Source organism: Clostridium sp. CM027, assembly GCF_024730565.1.
Taxonomy (GTDB): domain Bacteria; phylum Bacillota; class Clostridia; order Clostridiales; family Clostridiaceae; genus Clostridium_AD; species Clostridium_AD estertheticum_B.
In genome coordinates this window covers 1,037,469-1,062,973 of record NZ_CP077725.1, presented here as the reverse complement: position 1 = coordinate 1,062,973, position 25,505 = coordinate 1,037,469, and the positions used below count along the sequence as shown (strand labels likewise).

19 protein-coding genes, 1 pseudogene and 1 riboswitch are annotated in these 25,505 nt (G+C 33.6%); of the genes and pseudogenes, 17 read left to right on the top strand and 3 right to left on the bottom strand.

The genetic code is table 11. The annotated features are described in order from the left end of the window. Nucleotide 1 precedes the first annotated feature (1 nt). The 11 genes and pseudogenes from KTC92_RS05135 to KTC92_RS05090 all read left to right on the top strand — a co-directional run bounded on the left by KTC92_RS05135 (nt 2) and on the right by KTC92_RS05090 (nt 12,097). On the top strand, nt 2-2,065 hold the full coding sequence (locus tag KTC92_RS05135; protein WP_220286890.1) for a penicillin-binding transpeptidase domain-containing protein: 2,064 nt from the start codon (nt 2-4) through the stop codon (nt 2,063-2,065). 55 nt (nt 2,066-2,120) lie between these two features. Further along, a pseudogene (locus KTC92_RS18630) lies at nt 2,121-2,183 on the top strand (hypothetical protein); the annotation flags it as partial. After that, a riboswitch (cobalamin riboswitch) is annotated at nt 2,143-2,324 on the top strand. Its footprint overlaps the pseudogene before it by 41 nt. 161 nt (nt 2,325-2,485) lie before the next feature. Further along, nucleotides 2,486-3,046 carry a bifunctional adenosylcobinamide kinase/adenosylcobinamide-phosphate guanylyltransferase gene (gene cobU, locus KTC92_RS05130; RefSeq protein ID WP_220286889.1) on the top strand — a complete coding sequence of 187 codons (561 nt, stop codon included), beginning with the start codon at nt 2,486-2,488 and terminating at the stop codon, nt 3,044-3,046. A gap of 34 nt (nt 3,047-3,080) precedes the next feature. Next, a complete protein-coding gene (locus tag KTC92_RS05125) occupies nt 3,081-4,028 on the top strand; it encodes an ABC transporter substrate-binding protein (RefSeq protein ID WP_216303674.1) in 948 nt (315 codons plus the stop codon). A gap of 16 nt (nt 4,029-4,044) precedes the next feature. Next, nucleotides 4,045-5,097, top strand: a complete 1,053-nt coding sequence (locus KTC92_RS05120; RefSeq protein ID WP_165414031.1) for an iron ABC transporter permease — start codon at nt 4,045-4,047, stop codon at nt 5,095-5,097. Beyond that, nucleotides 5,098-5,862 carry an ABC transporter ATP-binding protein gene (locus tag KTC92_RS05115; RefSeq protein ID WP_216303673.1) on the top strand — a complete coding sequence of 255 codons (765 nt, stop codon included), beginning with the start codon at nt 5,098-5,100 and terminating at the stop codon, nt 5,860-5,862. A 321-nt stretch (nt 5,863-6,183) separates the two neighbouring features. Continuing rightward, complete coding sequence (locus tag KTC92_RS05110) at nt 6,184-7,323, top strand: O-antigen ligase family protein (protein WP_216303672.1); 1,140 nt, start codon at nt 6,184-6,186, stop codon at nt 7,321-7,323. A 192-nt stretch (nt 7,324-7,515) separates the two neighbouring features. Continuing rightward, nucleotides 7,516-9,570 carry an alpha-amylase family glycosyl hydrolase gene (locus KTC92_RS05105; RefSeq protein WP_220286888.1) on the top strand — a complete coding sequence of 685 codons (2,055 nt, stop codon included), beginning with the start codon at nt 7,516-7,518 and terminating at the stop codon, nt 9,568-9,570. Nucleotides 9,571-9,844: 274 nt separating this feature from the next. Then, nucleotides 9,845-10,186: a PadR family transcriptional regulator gene (locus tag KTC92_RS05100; protein ID WP_216303670.1), complete on the top strand. Its 342-nt coding sequence runs from the start codon at nt 9,845-9,847 to the stop codon at nt 10,184-10,186. Beyond that, entirely contained in the window at nt 10,177-11,472 is a 1,296-nt protein-coding gene (locus tag KTC92_RS05095) for an FtsW/RodA/SpoVE family cell cycle protein (protein WP_220286887.1), read from the top strand. The genes KTC92_RS05100 and KTC92_RS05095 overlap by 10 nt, the downstream gene beginning before the upstream one ends. Before the next feature lie 166 nt (nt 11,473-11,638). Then, nucleotides 11,639-12,097, top strand: a complete 459-nt coding sequence (locus tag KTC92_RS05090) for a hypothetical protein (protein ID WP_216303668.1) — start codon at nt 11,639-11,641, stop codon at nt 12,095-12,097. A gap of 806 nt (nt 12,098-12,903) precedes the next feature. Here KTC92_RS05090 and KTC92_RS05085 read toward each other — a convergent pair. The 3 genes from KTC92_RS05085 to KTC92_RS05075 all read right to left on the bottom strand — a co-directional run bounded on the left by KTC92_RS05085 (nt 12,904) and on the right by KTC92_RS05075 (nt 19,866). Next, nucleotides 12,904-14,340 carry a glutamate synthase subunit beta gene (locus tag KTC92_RS05085; protein WP_216303667.1) on the bottom strand — a complete coding sequence of 479 codons (1,437 nt, stop codon included), beginning with the start codon at nt 14,338-14,340 and terminating at the stop codon, nt 12,904-12,906. Between the two features lie 63 nt (nt 14,341-14,403). After that, nucleotides 14,404-18,924 carry a glutamate synthase large subunit gene (gene gltB, locus KTC92_RS05080; RefSeq protein ID WP_220286886.1) on the bottom strand — a complete coding sequence of 1,507 codons (4,521 nt, stop codon included), beginning with the start codon at nt 18,922-18,924 and terminating at the stop codon, nt 14,404-14,406. Between the two features lie 225 nt (nt 18,925-19,149). Continuing rightward, nucleotides 19,150-19,866, bottom strand: coding sequence for an SGNH/GDSL hydrolase family protein (locus KTC92_RS05075; protein ID WP_165414043.1), 717 nt, complete (start codon nt 19,864-19,866; stop codon nt 19,150-19,152). Nucleotides 19,867-20,284: 418 nt separating this feature from the next. Between KTC92_RS05075 and KTC92_RS05070 the strand changes: the two genes are divergently transcribed. Genes KTC92_RS05070 through KTC92_RS05045 form a run of 6 tightly spaced genes read left to right on the top strand, consistent with a single transcriptional unit; the run spans nt 20,285 to nt 25,497 of the window. Continuing rightward, complete coding sequence (locus KTC92_RS05070) at nt 20,285-21,328, top strand: aliphatic sulfonate ABC transporter substrate-binding protein (RefSeq protein WP_220286885.1); 1,044 nt, start codon at nt 20,285-20,287, stop codon at nt 21,326-21,328. 14 nt (nt 21,329-21,342) lie between these two features. Then, nucleotides 21,343-22,182 (top strand): ABC transporter ATP-binding protein, encoded by an 840-nt coding sequence (locus KTC92_RS05065; protein ID WP_216303664.1) that lies wholly within the window; start codon nt 21,343-21,345, stop codon nt 22,180-22,182. Then, the gene (locus KTC92_RS05060; protein ID WP_220286904.1) at nt 22,112-22,888 is read left to right on the top strand and encodes an ABC transporter permease; all 777 of its coding nucleotides are present in this window, start codon (nt 22,112-22,114) and stop codon (nt 22,886-22,888) included. Before KTC92_RS05065 ends, KTC92_RS05060 begins: the two co-directional genes overlap by 71 nt. Nucleotides 22,889-22,917: 29 nt before the next feature. After that, nucleotides 22,918-23,499 (top strand): adenylyl-sulfate kinase, encoded by a 582-nt coding sequence (cysC, locus tag KTC92_RS05055; RefSeq protein ID WP_220286884.1) that lies wholly within the window; start codon nt 22,918-22,920, stop codon nt 23,497-23,499. 14 nt (nt 23,500-23,513) lie between these two features. After that, nucleotides 23,514-25,193, top strand: a complete 1,680-nt coding sequence (locus KTC92_RS05050) for an adenylyl-sulfate reductase subunit alpha (protein WP_216303662.1) — start codon at nt 23,514-23,516, stop codon at nt 25,191-25,193. Next, entirely contained in the window at nt 25,183-25,497 is a 315-nt protein-coding gene (locus KTC92_RS05045) for a ferredoxin family protein (RefSeq protein WP_216303661.1), read from the top strand. The genes KTC92_RS05050 and KTC92_RS05045 overlap by 11 nt, the downstream gene beginning before the upstream one ends. The last annotated feature ends 8 nt before the right edge of the window (nt 25,498-25,505 follow it).

Here is a 25,505-nt window from a genome sequence, read left to right as displayed (position 1 = left end):
AATGTCGAAAAAAAACTTAAAAGTAGTACTTTTTACAACGATAGGGATTATATTAATAGTAATGGCAGTATTTATGTTTAATTTTTTTACAAAAGTGGATAGTGCAACAAAAACATTTGATACATATAAGAACAAGTGGGTAAAGCAGGATTTCAAAACAATGTATAGCATGCTTTCAGTTAAAACTAAGGAAACAATAACTGAAAAGGAATTTGTAGACAAATACAATGCTATTTATAGTGGAATAGAGGCTAAAAGTATATCTATTAATGTGGAGAATGAAGATAAAATTAAGGAAGGAAATAAAAAAGCTATAAATATACCATTTTCTATAGTTATGGATACTGCAGCAGGGCAATTAAAAATGCCAGGCTACCAGGCTACTATGGTGAAGGAAGAAGTTAACAATAAAAAGCAGTGGACATTAGTTTGGAATGAGAAAATGATATTTCCTAGTATGGAAGCGGGAGATAAGGTTAGGGTAGAGCCAGAAGTGGCTATACGTGGAGAAATTTATGATAGGAGTAAAAAACCACTTGCAATAAATGATTTAATTGTTACGATTGGAATAAAACCCATTACATTTATTAAAAATAAGGATGCTAATATATCGCAGATGGCTAAGATACTAGATATTGATGCTTCGGTTATAGAAAATAAACTAAAGGATAATGAAAATTCTGATCAATTTATACCGATTATTAACATATTGCGTAGTGAAAAAGTAAAAATAGATGGAGTTATGAAGCTTGATGGGGTAATCCCGAACAAGACTAAAGGTAGAGTATATCCAGGTGGGGAAGCTTTGGGGTCGCTTATAGGATACATAAAGCCGATAACTGCTGAGGAACTACAAAAGAATTCTAGTAAAGGGTATAACTCATTTAGTTTAATAGGAAAGGCAGGTCTTGAACAGGTTTATGAGGACAAGCTTAAGGGTGAAAATGGGGCAACAATATATATATCAAAACAAAATAATAACAATAAGGTTGTAATTCTTAAAAAAGAATCAAAAGCAGGTGAAAATATAACATTATCAGTAGATAGTGAACTACAGAAGAAAATATATGAAGGGATGAATAAAGAGCCGGGAGCCAGTGCAGCAATAAATCCAAAAACTGGAGAGGTATTGGCTTTAGTAAGCTCGCCGTCATATGATACAAATGCAATTACTACTTATGTTTCTAATACCCAAAAGGCAGAATGGGAAAAAGCAGGGGATCCATTTAATAATAGATTTAAGGCTGTATATTCTCCAGGGTCTACATTTAAACTGATAACGGCTGCAGTTGGGTTAGAGCAAGGGAAGATAAAACCTAGTGAACTTATTAACATACCGGGAAACGAATGGCAACCGGATAAATCATGGGGACTCAATAAGGTTACTAGGGTTGGTGAACCGAGAGAGTCAGTGAATTTACAGGATGCATTTGTATACTCTGATAACATATATTTCGCAAAGGCAGCTCTTAATATAGGTAAAGAGGAATTTATAAAAGGATGCAACAATTTTGGAATAGGTCAAAAGCTTCCAATAAATTATCCAATAGCAAATTCACAAGTAGCCAATGGTAACAACATTAAGAATGATGTAGCATTAGCAGATACTGGTTATGGTCAAGGGGAGGTCCTTATGAGCCCACTTCACCTTGCACTATCGTATAGCGCAGTTGTTAACGATGGAAATATTATGTCTCCAACTTTAGAAAGTTTGAATGAAAAGGTAAAGGCTAAGGTATGGAAAGCTAATGCAATTTCCGCGGATAATATAAAATTTGTAAAAGATGGTCTCACTGGAGTTATCGATAACCCAAATGGTACAGGTCATGCGGCAAGAGTTGATGGGCAAGCTCTCGCGGGTAAAACTGGAACAGCGGAACTTAAGAAAGATGACAAGGATAAAGCTGCAGAAGAAAATGGATGGTTTATATGTATGGATACAGTTAATCCTAAAATAGTAGTATCAATGTTAATGGAAAACGTTAAAGAGAAAGGTGGAAGTCACCATGTGGTACCTATTGTAAAAGGAGTAATGGAATATTACTTAAATAAAACACTGAAATAGCGTTAGAAAGTAGGTAGAATGATTTACATTGCTTTAATATTTTTTTGATGTTACAATAAAAATAGTCAACTTAATAAAAATTAAATATTGTTTTAGGTGCCCTGTAACAGGGGTTAAAAGGGAAAGTGATTATAAAACCACTGCAGCCCACCGCTACTGTATTAGAGGATGAAATCCAAAGAACCATTGGGAAACTGAGAAGGTTGGAGAGTAAGATGATGCTAAAGCCAGTAAACCTGCCTATTGCTTGAAATTTTAGTCTTCGGAGGGAGGATGAAAAATGCGTGATTTAACAATAATATTGGGTTATCCAATATGTGAAAAATTTAATTGCATTATTCCACATCCTTGAGATGTGGTTTTTTTATTTTCTGATTTTTTTACATTAGAGTATATCATTAAAATAATAAGGAGCATACTATGAAAAAAATTATACTTATAACAGGTGGAGCAAGGAGTGGGAAAAGTACATATGCTGAGAAGCTAGCCAAAGAAGAGAAGGGCAACGTACTTTATATTGCAACTTCAATTCCGTTTGATGATGAAATGAAGGACAGAGTAAAAAAACATAAAGAAAGAAGACCAGCTAATTGGTATACCTTTGAAGGCTATAAGAATTTAAAACAGGTATTCTATAACGAAGAAATGCAGTTTGATACGATTTTATTAGATTGTATTACAATAATGACTACAAATCTTATGTTTGATGAAGCGGGGGATAAGTTCGATGATCTTAATAATCAAGCTATAAGCGCAATGGAAAAAGGGATTTTACAAGAGGTAGCAGTATTTCTTGACGAAGCAGAAAAAAACTTAAAAACAATAATTCTTGTAACTAACGAAATTGGCTCTGGAATTGTACCAGAATACAAGATGGCAAGGGTTTTTAGAGATATTGCGGGTAGAGTTAATCAGTATATTGCATCAAGGGCTCAGGAAGTTCACATGGTGGTTTGTGGTATCCCAATTAAAATTAAATAAGTAATTAAAAAATTAAAATTTATGGAGGCAACTTATGTTTAAAAGAAAAAGTATAATAAGTCTAGTTTTAGCTGTTTTTGTTTGTGTTGTATTTAGCGCGTGTGGCAGCAAAGGTGAGAATAAAGGGTCGCTTAATACTACTAAAAAGGAAACTAACGCTGTAGTATATCCGCTAAAGGTAGTTGACTCATATGATAGAACGGTTATCATTGAAAAAGAACCTAAAAGAATTATTACAATTGCACCAAATATAACAGAGGGAATATATGCACTTGGTAAAGGAAGCAGTGTAGTTGGTAGAAGTGATTACGATGATTACCCAGCTCAGGCCCTTAAGGTTACATCTGTTGGTGACTTATTGCAACCAAGTGTAGAGAAAATTGTTGAATTAAAACCTGATGTAGTTATTGTATCAGCTCTTTTTGATAAGGCTATTATTAAAAAATTAGAGGCTCTTAATATAAAGGTTGTAGCGCTTGGTGGTGAAGAAAATTTTAATGGTGTGTATGACACAATGTCAAAACTTGGTCAGGTTGTAAATGCTAGTGGGGAAGCCCAGACAATAGTATCAGATATGAAAAGGAAAGTTGCAGAAATAACTGATAAGGTTAAGGATGCTAAGAAGCCAACAGTGTACTATGTAGCAGGATTTGGCAAGAGTGGTGATTTTACAGCAGGAAAAGATACATTTATAGGTAGTATGATAGACATTGCTGGCGGAAAAAATGCTGCGGGCGACGTAGTTGGTTGGAACTACAGTGTAGAAAAGCTTGTAGAAAAGAATCCTGATGTGCTAATTTGTTCAAAGCTCTATGATTCAAAAAAAGGTATAAAAGCTACCAATGGTTACAAAGATTTGAATGCAGTTAAGAACGGCAAATTATTGGAGATTGATGAAAACATTATTGTTAGGCAGGGACCGAGACTTGCAGAAGGACTTGAAGCAATTGCTAAATTAGTTCATCCTGAACTTTTTAAATAAAAGGGGTTAAATAACCATGACGTTTATAGAAAATAAGAGTTATTATCGACGAGTTTTTGCAGTAGGGGTATTTTTACTCCTAATTGTAATGATTGTAGCAACAAATTTTGGGGTAGCAGATATTTCTTTAAAACAGACAGCCCTAATTATTATAAGCAAAATTCCAATATTAAATAACAGTGTATCCTTAGATGGAATTAATCCTACATCTGCAATCATATTGGTAAAGTTAAGACTTCCTAGAATCATTTTATCCTGTTTAGTAGGAGCAGCACTTTCAGTGGTTGGTACCTCTTTTCAGGGTATTTTCAAAAATCCAATGGCAGATCCATTTATTCTCGGAGTTTCATCAGGGGCTGCACTTGGGGCCACTATAACCATGGTTTTTCTTAATGAAATCAATTTTTTAGGGATGAGCATGGTGGCATTCAATGCTTTTGTAGGTGCTATAATAACTACTTTTCTGGTTTATAATATTGCGAGAGTCGGTACTAAAGTTCCAGTTACCACACTTTTACTATCGGGTGTTGCCATAAATTATTTATTATCATCCATTATTTCATTAATGATGACCTTTAATAGAGATAATATTGAAAAAATAGTTATGTGGACGATGGGAAGTTTTTCAACGGCTGGATATCACGAGGTAATTTTACTGTTTATAATAGTAGTTCCCTCAATTTTATTTATTTTTACATTTTCAAGAGATCTGAATATCATGGTTCTTGGAGAAGAGAGTGCTAGAAGTCTTGGTGTAGATGTAAATGGATTAAAAAAGTATATACTTTTAATAAGTACTTTGATGGTGGCAGCAGTCGTATCTGTAAGTGGAATAATTGGATTTGTAGGTCTTATAGTGCCGCACTCTATTAGAATGATTTTTGGACCAGATAATAGGGTGGTTATACCATTTTCTGCACTTGGGGGAGCTATATTTTTAATAATTTGCGATACGCTTGCAAGAGCAGTAGTGCCTCCATCAGAAATACCAGTAGGAATTATTACTTCAATTTTTGGAGTTCCATTTTTTATATATTTATTATATAGAACAAAGAAGAAGGCGATGTAATTGATAGAGATAAATAACGTAAGTTTTTCCTTTGAACAGGAAGTATTAAAGGATATTAGTATAAACATAGAAAGAGGAAAATTTCACACTATTCTAGGTCCAAATGGTTCAGGTAAAACTACACTTCTAAGGATATTATCAAAATCACTGCAACCTGAAAAAGGTGAAGTTTTTATTGATGAAAAGGACTTAGCCCAAATGAAATCAAAGGTTTTAGCAAAGAAAATAGCAGTGGTACCGCAAAGCACAGAAATCGAATTCGATATTTCAGTACAAGATATAGTTCTTATGGGAAGAACGCCTCATATTTCTAGATTCTGCTCAGAAAGTGAAAAAGATATGGGAATAGCTATGAAAGCTATGAAAATGACAAACACTTGGGGTCTTAGAAATAAAAGCATAAATGCATTAAGTGGCGGAGAAAGACAACGAGTGGTAGTGGCAAGAGCGATTGCCCAAGAAACAGGAATAATTCTTTTAGATGAGCCTATTTCTCACCTAGACATTCATCATCAAATTGAAATGATGAATCAATTAAAACAATTAAATGAAAATAAAAACATAACAATTATTGCTGTGCTACATGATTTGAACATAGCGGCTGCATATGGCAATCATATGATACTAATGCATGATTGCTTAGTTTACAAAGATGGAACTCCAGAGGAAGTATTAACAGAAGATATAATTAAAGAGGTTTACGGATTAGATGTATATATAACTAAAAATCCTAAAACGGGTAAAACTTTTATTATGCCATTTTAGTAGCAAGGGTAATCCTTTGCTACATTTATTTTTTTGAAACAATATGGGAAAAGAGATATAATGGAGGAAGGGGGATAATAAAAATGATATCCTACAGATATTTTAGTCGGTGTAGCTTTAGGGCTTATATGTTGTAGAATAATAATATACCCTTTTAATAAAGTAAACAATAATACCAAGGCTAGTATATAATAGAAAGAGGTGACAAGGTTAATATTAGTACTTAATGGAATTGCAGTTTACAAAATGATAAGGTAATTCTCTTGGGCACTTATCATTATGCTTACGAAAAAAAATACTAGAGATGAAGGTGGCTTTATTATGGGCATTTTAGTTTTATTAACAATCATTTCTCCTTATACGACCATAATACCATTATTATATATGATATATATGGTGTTATTTAAAAAAATTAAGATAGATAAAAATTATTGGAATATAGGACTTTGTTTACTATTTATTTGGTCTTTAATAGTAGGAGTTATAAATTATAGTTTTACATCAATTGTTGCATCGTTTGCTCTCTTTATATATCTATGTGTTAGTATTTTTTTGCAAAATTATTGTAAAAATGAAAATATGGTGGAAAAGATATATATGCATTTAGTGTTTTTTTCTCTGTTCTCAGCAATTTTTGGAATTATTGAGAAAGTGTTATATGAGTATTTTAATTTTAATATTTGGGGGGCATTTCTTCAAAGTACAGCTCAGCCAGCAGTTAATGGTAGAATATATAGCACCTTTGGTAATCCTAATGTAGCGGGGAACTGGTTTGCTATAATGATTCTTGTAGGTATTTATTTTTGTAGCATTAAATCAAAAACTGCAAAATTATTTTATGAGACAGCGACAATCCTCTTTGTTATTGCATTGTGTTTAACGGGATCTCGGGGTGCTTTTATGGGGCTATTATTTGGCGTTTTTATATTTTATCTACTTAAAGGTAATAAAAAAGATATATGGCTGTTTATCACAATATTTATAATTACGGCTGTAATTACTTTTGTACCACCAGAAATGCTTAAAAATTTAACCGGACATGATTTCGATACCTCATTCAATAGTCGTTTTGGAATATGGGATGGATGTTTAAAAATGATAAAACTTAAGCCTTTTACGGGTTGGGGTATTATGGGGATAACTGACCATGGAGAAAGCTTCATGAAAGGGTATTATTATGCAACCCTATACCACGGTCACAATATCTGGATTACTATTATGACAACACTTGGAGCTGTTGGGCTTCTCATATATACCTATATGAAAATTAATTTATTCCGAAATTTAAAGATACTTCATGCACAGAATTGTAGATTAGTTCCAATGCTGGCAGGTATTCAAGCTGTAATAATTGGGCATGGACTGGTTGACTTTACAATGATTGCACCACAAGCTGGGTTATTATTTATAGCTAGTTCAGCTATAATAAACGCCCTTATAAAACAAGATAATATCAATTGAGAAAAATATAATAGATATAATAATTTCATTACTAATAGACTAAATTTAAGTCGTTATAATTATTTTTGAGTTTATTATTTATTTATTTATTTATTTGAAGAACAAAGGAATTGATAATATTTAGTCGAATTAGATATATTAGTAATAAATATTTTGACTTGCAATAATTTCAAATACGAAAGGAATTTTTAAATGGAGGATTATAAAAATAAAAACATCAAAATAATAGAGATTGATCCATATCTCAAGCCGTTTGAAAGTGATATTAGGATTAGAGTGGACCGTTATACATCTTGTAAAAAAGAATTACTTGGTAATAATCAAAGCTTTGACTCTTTTGCGAGTGGCGACTTATTTTACGGGTTCCATTTAATTAAGGGGGGATGGGTTTATAGAGAATGGGCCCCTATGGCTGATGCTCTTTATTTAATTGGCGATTTTAACTCTTGGAATCCTCAAACACATCCATTGATAAGAAAAGAAAGTGGAAATTGGGAGATTTTTTTGCCAGGGGTACAAGCCCTAAAACATTTATCCTATGTTAAGGTAAGGGTAGTGGCTAAAGGTGTATCAAGAGATAGAATTCCTCTTTATATTAAGCGGACGATGCAGGATCCTATTACTAATGATTTTGTAGGACAAATTTGGCAACCAGACTTTGAATTTAAGTGGCGGGATAGTGAATTTCATGTTGATAGCGAATTGCCATTGTTTATATATGAGGCTCATGTAGGTATGTCCCAGGAAAAAGAAGGAATGGGTACTTTTAGCGAGTTTACAGAAAATATTCTTCCAAGAATAAAGGCTGCTGGTTATAATACTGTGCAGCTTATGGCGGTAATGCAACATCCATATTATGCCTCTTTTGGTTATCAAGTATCTAATTTTTTTGCTGTTTCATCTTGGTTTGGAACCCCTGAAGAGCTTAAAGCATTAGTTAATGCTGCCCACCTTATGGGAATTGCGGTATTACTTGATTTAGTACACTCTCATTCAATTAAGAATATAGCTGAGGGGATTAATGAGTTTGACGGAACTGATTATCAATTCTTCCATACTGGAGTTAAGGGGAATCATCCAGCATGGGGTACAAAACTTTTTAATTATGGGAAGCCAGAAGTTCTTCATTTCCTTTTGTCGAATATTAAGTTTTGGCTAGAGGAATACCATTTTGATGGTTATCGATTTGATGGTGTGTCATCGATGTTATATCACCACCAAGGGCTTGGAGTAGTGTTCTCGGATTACAGTAAATACTTTAGTATGGATACGGATATAGAAGCAATTACTTACCTTCAATTTGCTAATGACTTAGTAAGAGAAGTAAAACCTAATGCAGTAACTATTGCAGAGGATATGAGCGGAATGCCTGGAATGTGTCTGCCAGTTGATTTTGGTGGCATTGGCTTCGATTATCGTTTGTCTATGGGAGTGCCTGATCTTTGGGTGAAATTGTTAAAAGAACTGCCAGATGAAAAATGGAGCATGTGTCAGTTGTGGCACGAGTTAACTAATAGACGGCCTAAGGAAAAGAATATAGGGTATTCTGAATCACATGATCAAGCACTTGTAGGTGACAAGACCTTAATGTTCCGTTTAGGCGGAAAGGAAATGTATTCTCACATGCTAAAAAGTGATGATAATTTAATAATAAATAGAGCAGTAGAACTTCATAAACTTATTAGATTTATTACTATAACTTTAGCTGGTGAAGGCTATTTAAATTTCATGGGGAATGAATTTGGTCACCCGGAATGGATTGACTTCCCAAGAGAAGGTAATAATTGGAGTTATAATTACGCAAGAAGACAATGGAGTCTGATGGAAAATAAAGATCTTAAGTATGAATATTTGTCAAATTTTGATAAAGAAATGCTAATTTTATTAAAAACATATAATGTTTTAAGTGCAACAGACCTCCAAAATCTTTGGACTGATGATAAGCAAAATATGATTGCTTTCAGAAAAGGTGAATTAGTATTTTTATTTAATTTTAATCCATCTGCTTCTTTCTCAGAATATGAACTACCTACTGGCGAGATGGGTGAATATAAGATTATCTTTAATAGTGATGAAACGATATTTGGTGGCCAACACAGAATTGCAACAGATTATATATACAGCGCGAAAACATTACGAAATAAGGGGAATAAACCTGGGATTATAGTGTATTCACCTAGTAGAACTGTGCTAGTTCTAAAGAAAGTTATTCAAATGAGTGACCCCTGCCAGGCAATGGAAGGGTAGAAAATCATGAATTCCTAAAAGTAATGATATGTAATATATGACAAAATAAAAACACCTAGAAGAAGTTCTTCTAGGTGTTTTTATTTTGAAGGGTTTGGAAGTAGCTTATAGAAGAGGTATTGTTAAAACATAATTAAAAATATACTAATTCTCATTTATATTCTATATTGACATTTTGGAATATAATGTTATTATTATACTTATGATATCAATGTATCGGATTACTAGGTATAAATGGTATCATATGCCATAAAAATATAAGGGGGGCAATAACATGTCAATAAACAAGGAACTGTTAAAGGGAAGTACGATAATCCTCATTTTAAAATTAATTGATAAAAAACCAATGTATGGCTATGAAATGATAAAAGAAATGGAAGAAAAATCAAACGGTGTGTTTACATTGAAGGAAGGAACTCTTTATCCAATTCTTCATACCTTGGAGGCAAAAGGATTAGTTGTGGCATATTGGGGTGAGGGTTCTGGAAAACGTCCTAGAAAGTACTACAGGATAATGGAGGAAGGTAGATTATCATTAAAGGCAAAAGAGGAAGAATGGACAACTTTCCGTTCTACAGTTGATAAAATATTAGGGGGGGCTATATTATGGACGTAGGAGATAATTCTAAAATTAGTGAATATATAGATTATGTATGTTCTTATGTAAAGTATAAGGGAGCTCATAAAGAAATAAAACAAGAGCTATCCTCACATATTGAGGATATTGTAGGCGAATATGCTGAAAAAGGAATAGTACAAGAAGAATCAGTAATTAGAGCTGTTGAACGCATGGGAGATGGCGAAGCAGTAGGTAAACAGCTAAACATAGCACATAAGGGAACTCCGGATTGGATTACATTAATTTTAACCATACTACTCGTTAATATAGGTGTTGCATTGATGTATCTCATGCAATATAAAAATTCATTCAGAAGTAGTGATTATCTATTTAAGCACAGCTTATTATATGCTGCTATTGGTACTATAGGTATAGTATTATTATATTTCTTTGACTATAGAAAACTTCAAAAGTATTCGAAACATATCTTTGTAGGCATGTGCTTATTATTTACCTTATCATTTTTTATAAGCCACCCTATAAATGGAAGTCCTTTTATCAGTGTAGGAAGATTTACATTTGATATTAAAGCAATTAGTTTATATGTATTTATAATAGCACTAGCAGGTATATTCAATAACGATGACTGGAATAAAAAAATGAATTTAATTAAAGCTGTATGGTATTTAATTATTCCAATGCTTTTAATGCTAGCTGCTCAAGGATTAGGTTACTGTGGAATTTATTTTATTACATTTATAGTTTTAGCTCTTAAATCTAATATGAAAAAAAGATATGTAATTTACATTGTTGCACTTAATACTATTTGTTTTCTGTATTATATTATATCAGAACCATATAGAATAAGTAGGTTTTTTACTTTTTTACACCCATTCTCGGATGCGAGAGGAGTAGGGTTCTTGAATGTACAGATGTACGAAATAGCTCATACATCTGGAATTTTCGGACATGGGTTTTCTGCAAATGAGGCACTGTTAAAGGTACCTGAGATGCAATCAGACTTTGTTTTTATTTATATAGTACATACTTTTGGGTGGCTTGGAGCCGCGGTTATTATTTCTATTATTGTTTCTTTCATATATAGAATTCTACATGTTTCAAAATATGTTAGAGATAATTATGGACGATTACTTATAAGCGGTTTGATTAGTATATTTATAGTTCAATTCGCAACGAATATATTAATGAATCTAAATTTATTCCCTATGATAGGAATTCCACTTCCTTTCATAAGCTATGGAGGCTCTTTAGGGATTATTAATATGGTATCCGTAGGCATTATTATGAGTGTGTATAGAAGGCGAAGTTTATCCAATTCATGAGTGTGCTAATTCTATGTTGATTATTAAATAATTACTTAAGTATAATATGAAAAATATGTTATAATTTTATTATAGGTTATTTATATCATAAAAGGACGATACATACATAAGTGTAAGCTATGACGAATCAATATGAAAATACATTAAATAAAAAGGCGGAATTATTTTGAAAAAACGTTTATTAATAATAGCTCTGATAATCAGTTTTCTATTTGCAACTTACGCTTTCATTAATCAAAAAATACAAAGAAAAAAAGCGAATGAGGTATTTATACATTGCATTTATGAACTTGTAGGTTGCTTTGGGATTGGTTACAGTAAAGTTGATGAGGAAGATAAAATATCTTACTATATGGAGGCATCTGCATATTTACATACAGCTATATCTATATTACCTTTTACGTCCTATGCTAACGTTGAAAATAAAACTGGAGGTTCAACTGCACTATCTAAACTTTATATGTCCATTTCAATAAATGCTACACCTCAATCTACTAATAGATCGATAGCTTTTACTGAAAAAGAAGAAGAAATACAACGGTATTTGTATTTTATGAGTATTAATCCTAATGATAAGGAGAATTGGGATTTACTTTCAAAAATTGCAGTGGATATAGGATATTAAAAGAGTGTAAAATAAAGTTATAGCTTTAACCGCTGGGGCAGTTAATTTGAACTGTTCTTTAATTATGTGCTGCAAGGATAATTTATATTTGGAGATAAAGGTTATATGAAGAAAAATTTGAAATTTGGCACTTTGATTATTGCTCTGATTACTATGTGGTAGGCTTTTGAATTTGATAGGGATTATTACAACTCAATGGGAGTGGACAAGTTTTTCAGTGGTTTTGTTAATGATTTTTGCGAGTAATGAACAATTTAAAAAAAAAGGGAACAAAATAAAAGAAAGAATGCTGGGATAAAAAATTTGATAATAGAAGTAACATACCATTAAGTCCAGAAAAAACATTAGTCGAAAATTGAAAATAACGAGGATAGATGCTTTCTCGTTACTTACATTTTTCGTAAGATGCAAAGTTAAGTCAACATTTGTGGATCTTATTAAAGGTTGAAAAATATAAAAGATAGGAAGAAGGCTGTGTTAAATAAAACCTTCTTCTTATCTTTTATATTATTAAAATACATACCATAGGATGTGCTAATTACTATATAGTATGAACTTTCTCCGAAAGTGACTTCAAATAAGAAGAGCAGAAACATTGAAAATTCATTTAGTAATTCTTCTTTTGGCAATATAAAATTCTCGTGAGCCTCCTGTAAGGAAGGCTAGGGAACCGGCTGTAAGCCGAATGTGAGCGTTAGAGAAATTTATATTGGCAAAAGATTAGAATTATTTGATGGAATTTCACGTTTCAAGCTCTTATTTCGAATCACGCAGGAGAGATTTCATACTGATTGTACTATTTGCTCTTACCCCCTTAATGAAGTTTCCCCCATTAAATACTTATCAATATTTTTAGTAACTGCGCGACCTTCATATATTGCCCAAACAACTAATGATTGGCCCTTTTTCATATCTCCAGCTGCAAAAACGCCTTGTAAATTAGTCATATAATTATCATCTACAATAACGTTTCCTCGGTTATCAAAGTCTAAAGCTAAGTCCGTAAGCATACCTTCATGTTGTGGATGCAAGAAACCCATAGCTAAAATAACCAAGTCAACTTTGAGCTCAAATTCTGAACCTGGTATTTCACTCATTTGTTGCATACCTTTTTCATTACGTGTCCACTCAACTTTAGATGCATGGAGCGTAGTAACTTCGCCATCTTCACCAGTGAATTTTCTTGTAGTAATATTCCAATCGCGGTTGCAACCTTCTTCATGAGAAGTAGTAGTTTTTAGTGTTCTAGGGTATGAAGGCCATGGCATTGTGTCGTCTCTATCTACAGGGGGCTTTGGCATAATTTCATATTGATATACGCTCTTAGCTCCTTGCCTTATTGCAGTTCCAATACAATCTGAGCCAGTATCTCCGCCTCCGAGTACCAGTACAACTTTGCCTTTAGCATTTATCTCACTAGCTTCTATTGTTTTGCCTGAAACTCTTCTATTTTGTTGTTTTAGATAATCCATAGCAAAATGTACACCTTTTAATTCTCTGCCTTCAACTAATAAATCTCTAGGAATTGTACTACCACCAGTTAAAGCTACTGCATCAAATTCAGATAAAAGAGTGTCTACAGAATAATCAACTCCGACATTTACATTAGTTTTAAAGCTAACTCCTGCCTCAATCATAAAATCCACTCTTCTTTGAACTATGCTTTTATCTAATTTAAAATCTGGTATGCCATATCTTAAAAGCCCGCCTATTTCATCGTCCCTTTCAAAAACAGTTACATCATGGCCTACAGAGTTAAGTTCAGCAGCTGCCGCAAGGCCCGATGGACCCGAACCAACAATAGCGACCTTTTTACCAGTCCGAACTCTAGGCTCTAAAGGGTTTGTCCATCCTTGTGAAAATGCTTTTTCTATAATATTTAATTCTATTTCCCTTATTGCAACAGGGTCTCCATTAACTCCTAATGTACATGAACCTTCACAAGGGGCGGGACAAATCCTGCCAGTGAACTCTGGGAAATTATTTGTAAGGGTTAACCTGTTATATGCTTTTTCCCATTTTTCTTTATATACCATGTCATTCCAATCTGGAATTAAGTTTCCTAGAGGGCAACTCCAGTTACAAAAAGGAACACCACATTCCATGCACCTTGCACCTTGCTGACGCAGTTTTTCAACTGGAAATTCTATGAATAATTCTTTAGAGTCCTTAATTCTATCTTTTACAGGGCGTTTATTTGCAGTTTCTCTTTTGAATTCTTTGAAACCATACAATTTTCCCAAATTTAACACCTCCAAAAATTGAAAACTGAGAACCGTCCCTAAAGAGAGACAGTTCTATAGCTTCTATTTACCTTCTAATATTGCTTTGTAAGCGGTTGGTATTACTTTTTTGAACTTTAACTTGTATTCTTTCCAGTTATTTAGAATTTTACTTGCTTTATGGCTGTTAGTTGCTTCAAAATGTTCTTTTATTATCGAATGGAGCTGTAATAAATCTGGTTCTGAAGTTATTAATTCTACCTCTATCATTTCCATATTACAGTTTGATTTTAATGTTTCATCTTCGTCGATAACGTATGCTATACCACCGCTCATTCCGGCTGCAAAGTTCCTGCCTGTTCTTCCGATAATAACTACAATTCCACCTGTCATATATTCACAACCGTGGTCTCCAATTCCTTCAACTACAGCCTGGGCTCCTGAATTTCTTACTGCAAAGCGTTCGCCTACTAATCCGTTTATAAACAACTTACCAGAAGTCGCTCCATAAAGAATTGTATTACCCGCGATGAAGTTTTCGTCTTGAATAAAACTGCAATTTTCTGGTGTCTTTACAATTATTTTAGCACCTGATAATCCTTTGCCAACATAATCATTTGCATCTCCTACTAAGTTTAATGTTAATCCATTAGCACCAAAGGCTCCAAAACTCTGACCTGCTGCCCCAACAAAATTTAATGTTATTGTATCGTCAGGAAGTCCAGCGGCGCCATATTTCATAGCAATTCTTCCACTTAACATTGCACCAACAGAACGATTAACATTTTCAATTTCTAAATTAGAGGTGCTTTTCATTCCATTTTCTAGGGATATTTTTGCCATTTCAATAAGCTTGAAATCTAAAGAAGTATCTAACCCGTGATCTTGTGATATTACACAGTACCGCTTAATCCTTTTGGGCATATCAGGTTTATATAGAATATTTGATAAATCTAGTTCCTTTGCTTTCCAGTGGTCTATAGCCTTTTTCTGATTAATTTTATCTACTCTACCTATCATTTCATTCATAGTTCTAAAACCAAGTCTCGCCATATGCTCTCTTATTTCCTTGGAAATAAATGTAAAGAAATTCACCACGTATTCAGGTTTTCCCCTGAAATTCTTACGAAGTTCTGGATCTTGCGTAGCTATGCCCATATCACAAGTATTCAAGTGACAATTTCTTAGCATAGTACAACCGAGCACTACAAGAGCTGTAGTTGCAAACCCAAATTCTTCTGCTCCAAGAAGTGCTGCAATAACAACATCACGTCCTGTTTTAAGCTGACCATCAGTTTGAACGGTTACTCTGCTTCTTAAATTATTTAAAAGCAATACCTGCTGGGTTTCAGCAAGTCCAAGCTCCCAAGGTAGCCCCGCATGCTTTATTGAGGAAAGTGGGGAAGCACCTGTTCCTCCATCATGACCACTTATTACTATAGCATCTGAATGTGCCTTAACAACTCCAGCGGCTATGGTTCCAACACCTAACTCTGAAACCAATTTTGTACTTATTCTGGCCCTAGGGTTTACACTCTTTAGATCATGAATAAGCTGAGCTAAATCTTCAATAGAATATATATCGTGATGAGGTGGTGGGGAAATTAAATCAATCCCAGGGGTTGAATGCCTTAGCCTAGCTATATTTGCATCAACTTTTTTGCCTGGTAGTTGACCACCTTCACCAGGTTTTGCTCCTTGAGCTATTTTTATTTGCAATTCGTCTGCATTTACAAGATATTCAGCAGTTACACCAAATCTACCGGAAGCTATTTGTTTAATTGCACTTCTTCTTAAATCACCATTTTCATCAACTTTGAATCTTTCGGCATCCTCTCCACCTTCACCAGTGTTGCTTTTTCCACCAAGCCTATTCATAGCTATAGCCATAGTTTCATGGGCTTCCTTGCTGATGGACCCAAAGGACATTGCACCTGAGCAAAAGCGTTTTACTATTTCACTAATTGGTTCAACACTTTCTATTGGAATTCCGTCCCCATAATTAAGTTCAAATAATCCTCTAATTGTACATAAGTTCTTGTCCTGCTCATTTATCACTTTTGCATATTCTTTATATAAATTATAATCATTTGATTTTGTAGCAACTTGAAGTTTAAAGATTGTATCCGGGTTAAATAAGTGGTGTTCTCCACCTTTTCTCCAAGAATATGCCCCTCCTACATCAAGTTCAGCTATAGGTTTTCTTAATTTGTTGAAGGCATTTTTATGCCTAATTAATACTTCTCTTGCTACGGTATCTACACCAATTCCACCAATTCTAGAAGAAGTTCCACCAAAATATTTTTGGAGTAAATCAGAACTTAAGCCAACTGCGTCAAAAATTTGTGCTCCATGATAACTCTGTATAGTTGAAATTCCCATTTTTGATAATATTTTTAGAAGCCCTTGTGATATTGCATGTATATAGTTTTCATGGGCTTTTTCTATAGAAACATTTTCTATATCGCCATCATTTATAATATTATCAATAGACTTAAATGCAAGATATGGATTAACACCTGTTGCCCCATAGCCAATTAATAAGGCAAAATGCATTGTTTCTCTAGCTTCTCCTGTTTCGACTATAATAGAAACAGAGGTTCTGGTCTTTTTGCGGGTTAAGTGCTGCTGAACGGCAGATAATGCAAGTAAGCTTGGGATTGCAGCATCATAAGAGTCTACTGATTTATCACTAAGAACGATAATATTATAGCCTTCTTCAATTCTTGCAGATGTTCTTTTGCAAAGCTTGTCTAGGGCATCTTTAAACCCTTCAATTCCAGTATCTGCTTTAAAAGTTATGGGGATTGTTGTAGTTTTAAAAGCGTTATCTTTTAAATTTTTAATCTTAGCTACTTCTAAATTAGTTAAGATAGGACTCTTTATTTCTATAAATGGGTTATCAGTAAGATCTTGATTTAAAACATTATCTTGAGATCCCAAATAGTTCATAAGTGACATTACCATTTTTTCTCTAATTGGATCTATTGGTGGATTGGTAACCTGAGCAAAAAGTTGCTTGAAATAAGCAAATAAGAGTTGAGGCCTATTAGATAATACAGCCAGTGGTGTATCATTTCCCATAGAGCCAATGGGTTCCTTACCATCTCTTGCCATAGGAGATAGTATAATCCTTAAATCTTCTAGAGAATATCCAAAGGCTTGTTGCCTTTCCTTTAAAATATCTTTGTCTATTTTAACGTCATTAATTACAGCATCAAAATCTTCTAGATAAAGTTTATTTTTTAAAATCATTTCACCATAAGGCTTGTTTGTGCAAACTGCTTTTTTTACTTCTTCATCTTCAATTATTCTGCCTTCATTTGTATCAATCAAAAACATCTTTCCTGGTTGAAGCTTGCCTTTTTCTTTGATATTCTCTGGTTTAAACTTAAGTACTCCAGCTTCAGATGCAAGAACAGCAAAGCCATCCTTTGTTATTATATACCTTGCGGGCCTAAGTCCATTTCTATCGAGTGTTGCACCTATTCGAATACCATCTGTAAATGCAACAACAGCAGGACCGTCCCAAGGTTCAATTAACGAACCATGATACTCATAAAAAGATTTTTTATAATCTTCCATATCATTATTTGACATCCAAACTTCAGGAATCAACATCATTATGCTATGAGGTAGAGATCTTCCATCCATTTTTAAAAGTTCTAACATATTATCCAGGGAAGCTGAATCGCTACCATTAGGGCTAATAATTGGAAACAATTTCTTTATGTTCTTTCCATACACTTTGGACTTTAAAACTCCTTCGCGAGCATTCATCCAGTTTCTATTTCCTCTAATTGTATTTATTTCGCCATTATGAGCCAAATATCTAAAGGGTTGTGCTAAATCCCAAGTTGGAAAGGTGTTTGTACTATATCTTTGATGAACAAGGCAAATCGCACTCTTAAAATTTATGTCTTGTAAATCGATGTAAAATCCTTTTATTTGGTCGGCAAGTAAAAGTCCCTTGTAAACAATTGTTCTGCTAGAAAGACTGCAGATATAGAAATATTCTGTGCTTCTATTAACCAATTTGATTACTTCTCTTTCTGCTCTTTTTCTTATAATATAAAGTCTTCTTTCAAATTCTTCTTGAAGCTGCTCGTCTGTTAGAGTCGGATCTTTAAAATTTGATCCTAAAAAAATCTGTCTAATTATTGGCTCTGTTCCTTTTGCCGTGTCTCCAATGTTTCTATTATCTATAGGAACAGATCTCCAACCTAATATTTTTTGTCCTTCTTCTTCGGCAATTCTTTCAAGTATTCCTTCACATTGAAATCTTAATGCAGGTTCCTTTGGCAAAAAAATCATTCCTACGGCGTAGCTTCCTGCCATTGGTAATTCTAGGCCTAAATTGTCACAGCTAATCCTAAGAAATTCATCAGGAATTTGTACCAAAATACCTGCACCATCTCCAGTTTTAGGATCTGCACCCACTGCACCTCTATGAGTTAAATTCACAAGAACTTTTAACCCTTTTTTTATAATACCGTTGGTTTTCTCACCTCTGATATTTGCTACAAAGCCAACGCCACAATTATCTTTTTCAAAGGCCGGATCATACAATCCTTGCTTTTCAGGATAACCAATGCTATTACTCATGATATTACCCCCTTTATATTTATAAATGAATTATATAAATTGTACCATGATTTTATGAAAATGCAAGTTTCATTTTTAAAAAAATCATATTTAACAAATTATACTTAATAAATTGTGTTTAAAAAATAACAAAAGCAACAAAAATTGAAAGTTAATTTCCAATCTTTGTTGCTAAGGAATTATATGATACGTCTGAATATATGTTCTATGAGCGTATCAACATTTTTAATGTTGTAATAAAAAGTTGTAGTTTTCTTTTAAAAATTTTAATATAACATTTGCTATTAATGATTGACCTTCAATATTGGGATGTATTCCATCTTTACATAAAAATTGACTATAGTCGCTGTACTTTAAAAACTCTGTGCGTACATCAATAAGAACAGTGCTAGTTTCAGCGGCTATCTCAGTAATGATTTTACTATATGAGTTATGCCAATTAAAGAGTCTATCCTTCGTGCCTAACCACTGTAAGATATTTTTTTCTGAAGTAGAATCTTCTTTTGTAATCCATTTAAAATACTTTAAAGGATCGAGTGGTGGCAACGTCATAAGTATAGGGAATATGTGATTAGTTTTCAATGTGTCTATCATTGTAAGTAGTGTTTCACGAAAGATAGAAATATCAGTATTAGGTCTGTATTCCATATCAGGATTTTTAGCGATGTCATTCCAGTTATAGTCACAGTCATTACCACCAAATTCTATTAACACTATATCAGGTGATTTTTTGATGACATCATTATACATCTTACGTGCGCCTCTCATAATGGTACTACCAAATTTACCAGCATTATATACTGGGCCTTTTATTTTATTTTCAATGATGCTCGTAAAGTTTTCTTTTAAAGTTGCGTATTTAGATCTTTCATCATCATAAATGATTCCCTTTGTAATAGAATCACCAAATGCTATAAAAATATAACTATCTTTTATTTCCATAATATACCTCCATGAAATTAAATTATAATCGTATAAATTGATTGAGCTAATTTATATATAATAATATATCATATGAATATAAATAATTCAATACGTAGTTATTGAAACTACGTATTGAATAAAAAACTTTGCTATCAATTAAATTATAACTAGCGCAGCTTCGAAGGGTTTAACAACTTCAGGAGGAGATTTATATTCCAACTGAAGTTTTCTATTTGTTATAGTATGCATCTTATTTGTTATAGTATGTATCTTAATTGTATCCATTCACTTATAGAAGTGGAAGACATTTCAATAAAACGTAGTAAACCTATTGACATTATAGGGAATGGAATATATACTTATATAAAATATATAAGAGGGACACTTTCCTTTTGAAATATTGTTAAAAGTGGGGATTTAAATTAGGAGAGATAAAATGAAAAATTCAAAGAGTCTTAAATTTTCAATGGTATTATTCGTAGGTGTTTTAATACTTGGGGGATTAGCAGGATGCTCATCTAAAAAAGTAGAAAATGATAATGTAAATCTTAGAGTTGCGTATTTTCCAAACATAACTCATTCACAAGCTCTTGTAGGACGCGCACAGGGAAGTTTTCAAAAAGCCGTCGGCGGAAAAAATAAGATAGATTGGAAATTATTTAATGCAGGCCCAGCAGAAATAGAAGCACTTTTTGCAGAAGCTATTGATATAGCATATATAGGGCCTGGTCCAGCTATTAATGGATATGCAAAATCCAAAGGCGACATTCAGATTATTGCAGGGGCAACCGACGCAGGAGCAATATTTGTATCTAAAAGAGGAACAATTATTAAAAATCTAAAAGAGTTAAGTGGCAAGAAAATTGCAGTTCCACAATTTGGTAATACACAAGATCTAACACTTCGAAATATATTATCTGCGAATGGGCTTAAAGACACGACAAAGGGTGGAACCGTGGAAGTAAGGCAAGCAGCAAATGCGGATATTTTATCTCTGATGCAAAAAGGGGATATAGATGCAGCCTTAGTGCCAGAACCATGGGGTTCAAGATTTATTAAAGAGGCGAAAGCAAATATTATTTTAGATTATAAAGAAATATTTAGAAAAGGAAAATATACTACTGCTGTAGTAGTTGTTAGAACTGAATTTTTAAAGCAGCATCCACAAATTGTTGAAAATTTTATAAGAAATCATGTAGAAGTAACTGATTATATTAATAAAAATCCAGATAATGCTAAGGAAATAGTAAACAAACAAATTACTGAATTAACTAAAAAAGGAATACCAAATGATGTTTTAGATGCTGCTTTTAAGAGATTAACAATTACAAATAATCCGGAAAAAGACTCAGTAATTGATTTTGTTAAATATTCACTCCATACAGGCTTCTTAAAATTAGAGCCAGATACTAAGGAGTTGTTTAATCTTAGTATTTTGAATAAAGTTTTAAAAGAAAAAGGGCAAGATCAAATCAAATAAAAGAGGTGATAAATTTGAGTCTTATTGTTAAGGGCGTAAGCAAAGAATTTGTTTCAAAACATAAAAAAACAAGCACACTTGAAAATTTTAATTTAGAGATAAAAAAGGGCGACTTCGTATGTATACTAGGACCGTCTGGTTGTGGGAAATCAACACTGCTAAATATTTTGGCAGGACTTGAAAAGGCCACTAAGGGCGTGGTTATACTTAATGGTAATGAGATAGCTGGGCCGGGACCAGATAGGACAGTGATGTTTCAGGAAGCAGCATTATTCCCATGGCTTAAGGTAATTGATAACGTAGAGTTTGGAATGAAAATGGCAGGTGTGACTAAGGAAGTTAGATACGAGAAGGCACTACATTATTTGAAAATGGTTCATCTTTCAAAGTTCCAGAATTCCTATGTTTATGAGCTGTCGGGGGGAATGAAGCAGAGAGTAGCACTTGCTCGCGCACTATCTCTTGACTGCGAAATACTTTTAATGGATGAACCTTTTGCGGCTCTTGATAGTCAGACTAAAATGATGTTACAACAAGAATTGCAACGCATATGGGTAAATACAAAAAAAACCATCATTTTTATTACTCACAACGCAGAAGAGGCAGTTTATTTGGCCAATAGAGTTGTAGTGATGGCAGCAAATCCAGGTAGAATAAAGCGGGAGTTTATTATAGAGCTTGCAAGGCCAAGACAGATGGAAAGTTGTGATATTGCTTATTACACATCTAAAATAATGAAAGCATTAAAAGAGGAGGTGGAGAAGGTTGCAAAAGCAGAATACGATGGTGATTGGAATATTGAAGAAAATTCTGTTTTATATTCTTCTAATATTAATATGGGAGGCGATTTATAAAGTAGGAGTTGATATTCTAAGAATTTGGAGGCCTTATACGTTACCATCACCTATAGATGTTTTTGGGACTCTGGCAGTTCTAATAAAGGATAATACTATAGGGATAGCCATTGTTGCAAGTTTAAAGAGATTACTAGTGGGATATTTTATTTCAGTAGTAATAGGAGTTACTCTTGGGCTCACAATTGCTAAATTTAAATATTTAGAAGAGAACCTGGGTCCATTAATTTTAGGCCTTCAGACATTGCCAAGTATTTGCTGGTTGCCGTTTGCGATTTTATGGTTTGGGCTTAGTGAGAGTTCGATTATTTTTGTAATTGCAATTGGTTCCACATTTGCGGTGGCAATATCAGTTAATTACGCAATAAAAAATGTTAATCCCTTATATATAAGAGCTGCAAGAACGATGGGAGCTAAGGGTAGAAAGATCTATACTCAGGTAATCCTGCCGGCAGCGTTGCCGGATATAGTTAGTGGATTAAAGCAGGGATGGTCCTTTGCATGGAGGGCTCTAATGGCTGGGGAAATGCTTTCGTCTACAAAGGGGCTTGGTCAAGTACTAATGGTAGGAAGAGATTTAGCAGACATTAGCCAGGTTGTAGCAGTAATGATAGTAATAATAATTCTTGGGTTATTAGTTGATAAACTTGTTTTTTCAAGATTAGAGAAAAGCATGAGACATATTTGGGGTCTTGATAGGGTCTAGTTTTTAAAAATTGATGGAGGTGAAGTTAAATGAGTACAGAAAATCTTACCTGGCATAATACGTTTGTAACTCGCAGGCATAGAGAAGCCACACTTACACAAAAATCTAAGTTATTATGGTTTACTGGGTTATCAGGTTCTGGTAAGTCTACGGTGGCAAACGCTTTAGAGATAAAATTAAATCATCTAGGAAAATCAACTTATCTATTGGATGGTGATAATATTCGCCTTGGCATAAATTCAGATCTTGGATTTTCTGTAGAGGATAGAAGTGAAAATATTAGGCGAATTAGTGAAATTGGAAAGCTATTTGTAGATGCAGGACTAATAACTATTGCTTGTTTCATATCCCCGCTTATTGTAAACCGTGAAATGGTAAGAGCAACTCTTGGTGAAGATTTCATTGAAATATTTGTAGATTGCCCACTTGGCGAATGTGAGAAAAGAGATCCTAAAAATCTATATAAAAAGGCGAGACTCGCTGAAATTAAAGAATTTACAGGAATAACTTCACCTTACGAAAACCCAGAAAATCCAGAAATTGTGATAAATACAAAAGAGCAAACTATAGATCAATGTGTAGATAAAATATTAGATTATTTAAAGCTATAGTTTAGGAGGTTAAGATGAAGCTAGAAATGAAAACTTTGGTAGCAGATATATTAGTTGTTGGTGGAGGCACGGCCGGATGTTATGCATCACTTACTTTAACTAAGAGAGAAGACATAAGCATTATAGTAGTGGACAAAGCTAATATAAAAAGAAGCGGATGTCTAGCGGCAGGAGTTAATGCAATCAATGGTTATATTAATAAAGGATATACCCCAGAAGACTTCGTAGATTATGTTAAAAATGAAGCTGAGGGAATAATAAGGGAAGACCTGGTATATTCTATTGCTAAAAATTTAAACAAAGTTACAAAAAATATGGAGGGACTAGGGCTTGCAATCTTAAAGGATTCACAGGGCCAATATGTTACTCGTGGCAAAAGAAGTATTAAAATCAATGGGGAAAATATAAAACCTCTTCTTGCAAATGAGGTTAACTCAAAGAAAAACATAAAGGTTTTAAACAAGGTAAATATAATAGATTACATTGTTAAAGATGAAGTAGTTATAGGTGCTTATGGTTTCCATATAGAAAAAAATATTTTTTATGTAATTTATGCAAAGGCAGTTATTTGCACCACTGGTGGAGCTTCAGGCCTTTATAAACCTAATAATCCTGGATTTTCTAAACATAAGATGTGGTATTCACCTTTTAATACCGGAGCAGGGTATGCAATGGGAATAAGAGCAGGGGCTGAGATGACATCTTTTGAAATGAGGTTTATTGCGCTTAGATGCAAGGACACCATAGCACCTACAGGCACTGTGGCTCAAGGTATTGGTGCTAAGCAAATTAATGCCTACGATACGGAGTATGTACAAAACTATGGGAGACCTTTAACTATTACACGATTATTTGCAACTGTAGAGGAAAATAAAAAAGGCTTAGGACCTTGCTATTTGAAAACTAAGGGCATTTCAAAGGAAGTAGAGGAAGAACTCTACAAGGCATATCTTAATATGGCTCCAGCACAGACTTTAAAGTGGATTGAAGATGGTTTGGGGCCTAGTACAGAAAATTTGGAGATAGAAGGTACAGAACCTTATATAGTAGGTGGTCACTCTGCTAGCGGTTATTGGGTGGATGCAAAACGAGCTACTACTATCTCAGGATTATATGCAGCTGGGGATGTGGCAGGGGGAAGCCCTAAAAAATATGTAACTGGTTGTTTTGTCGAAGGTGAAATTGCAGCTGATGCCGCAACGGAGTTTATAAAAAACAAGAAAAATAAATTAATAGAGGAAGAAGAAATTTTATCTAAAGCTAAATTATTAGAAACTTTTCTTGAAGATAATGACAGTTTATTTTCTATAAATGGTGTTGAAGAGGCTATGCAAAAGGTAATGGATGAATATGCAGGTGGTATATCTAAAAACTATGTTTTTAATTCTTCAAAATTGCGAATTGCAAGTGGTAAAATAGATGAGCTTTTAGTGCTTTCAAAGGATTTGAGGGCCAAGGACATGCGAGAACTTTTGCAAATATTTGAAGTCATAGATAGGTTATATGTTTGCAAAGTTTTAATAGTTCATCTTCTAAAAAGAAAAGAAACCCGCTGGAAATGCTATGGAGATAATGCGGATTTTCCATATAAAGATGATGGTTTACTTAAATATATCAACACAATATATAAAGATGGAAAGGTTAAAGTTGTTTTTAGAAATTTAATAAAGCGAGATGAAGTTTATGAGCATTAAAATAGATCCACAAAAATGTGTGGGTTGCGGAAAATGTATGGACGTTTGCCCGGGAAATCTTATATTTAAAAAGAATGACTCAAAAGCTTTTATAGAATACCCACAGGAGTGTTGGGGATGTTGTGCTTGCGTTAAAGAATGTCCTGCTATGGCTATAAATTATTATCTTGGAGCAGATATTGGAGGTAAAGGAACTTATTTAAATACAAAAAAAGAAAAAAATCTTCTTCATTGGCACATGTTTAAACCAAATAGTGAAGAAATCATTATTACAACAAATGTAGCAGAGGCTAACAAATATTAGGGAGGTAA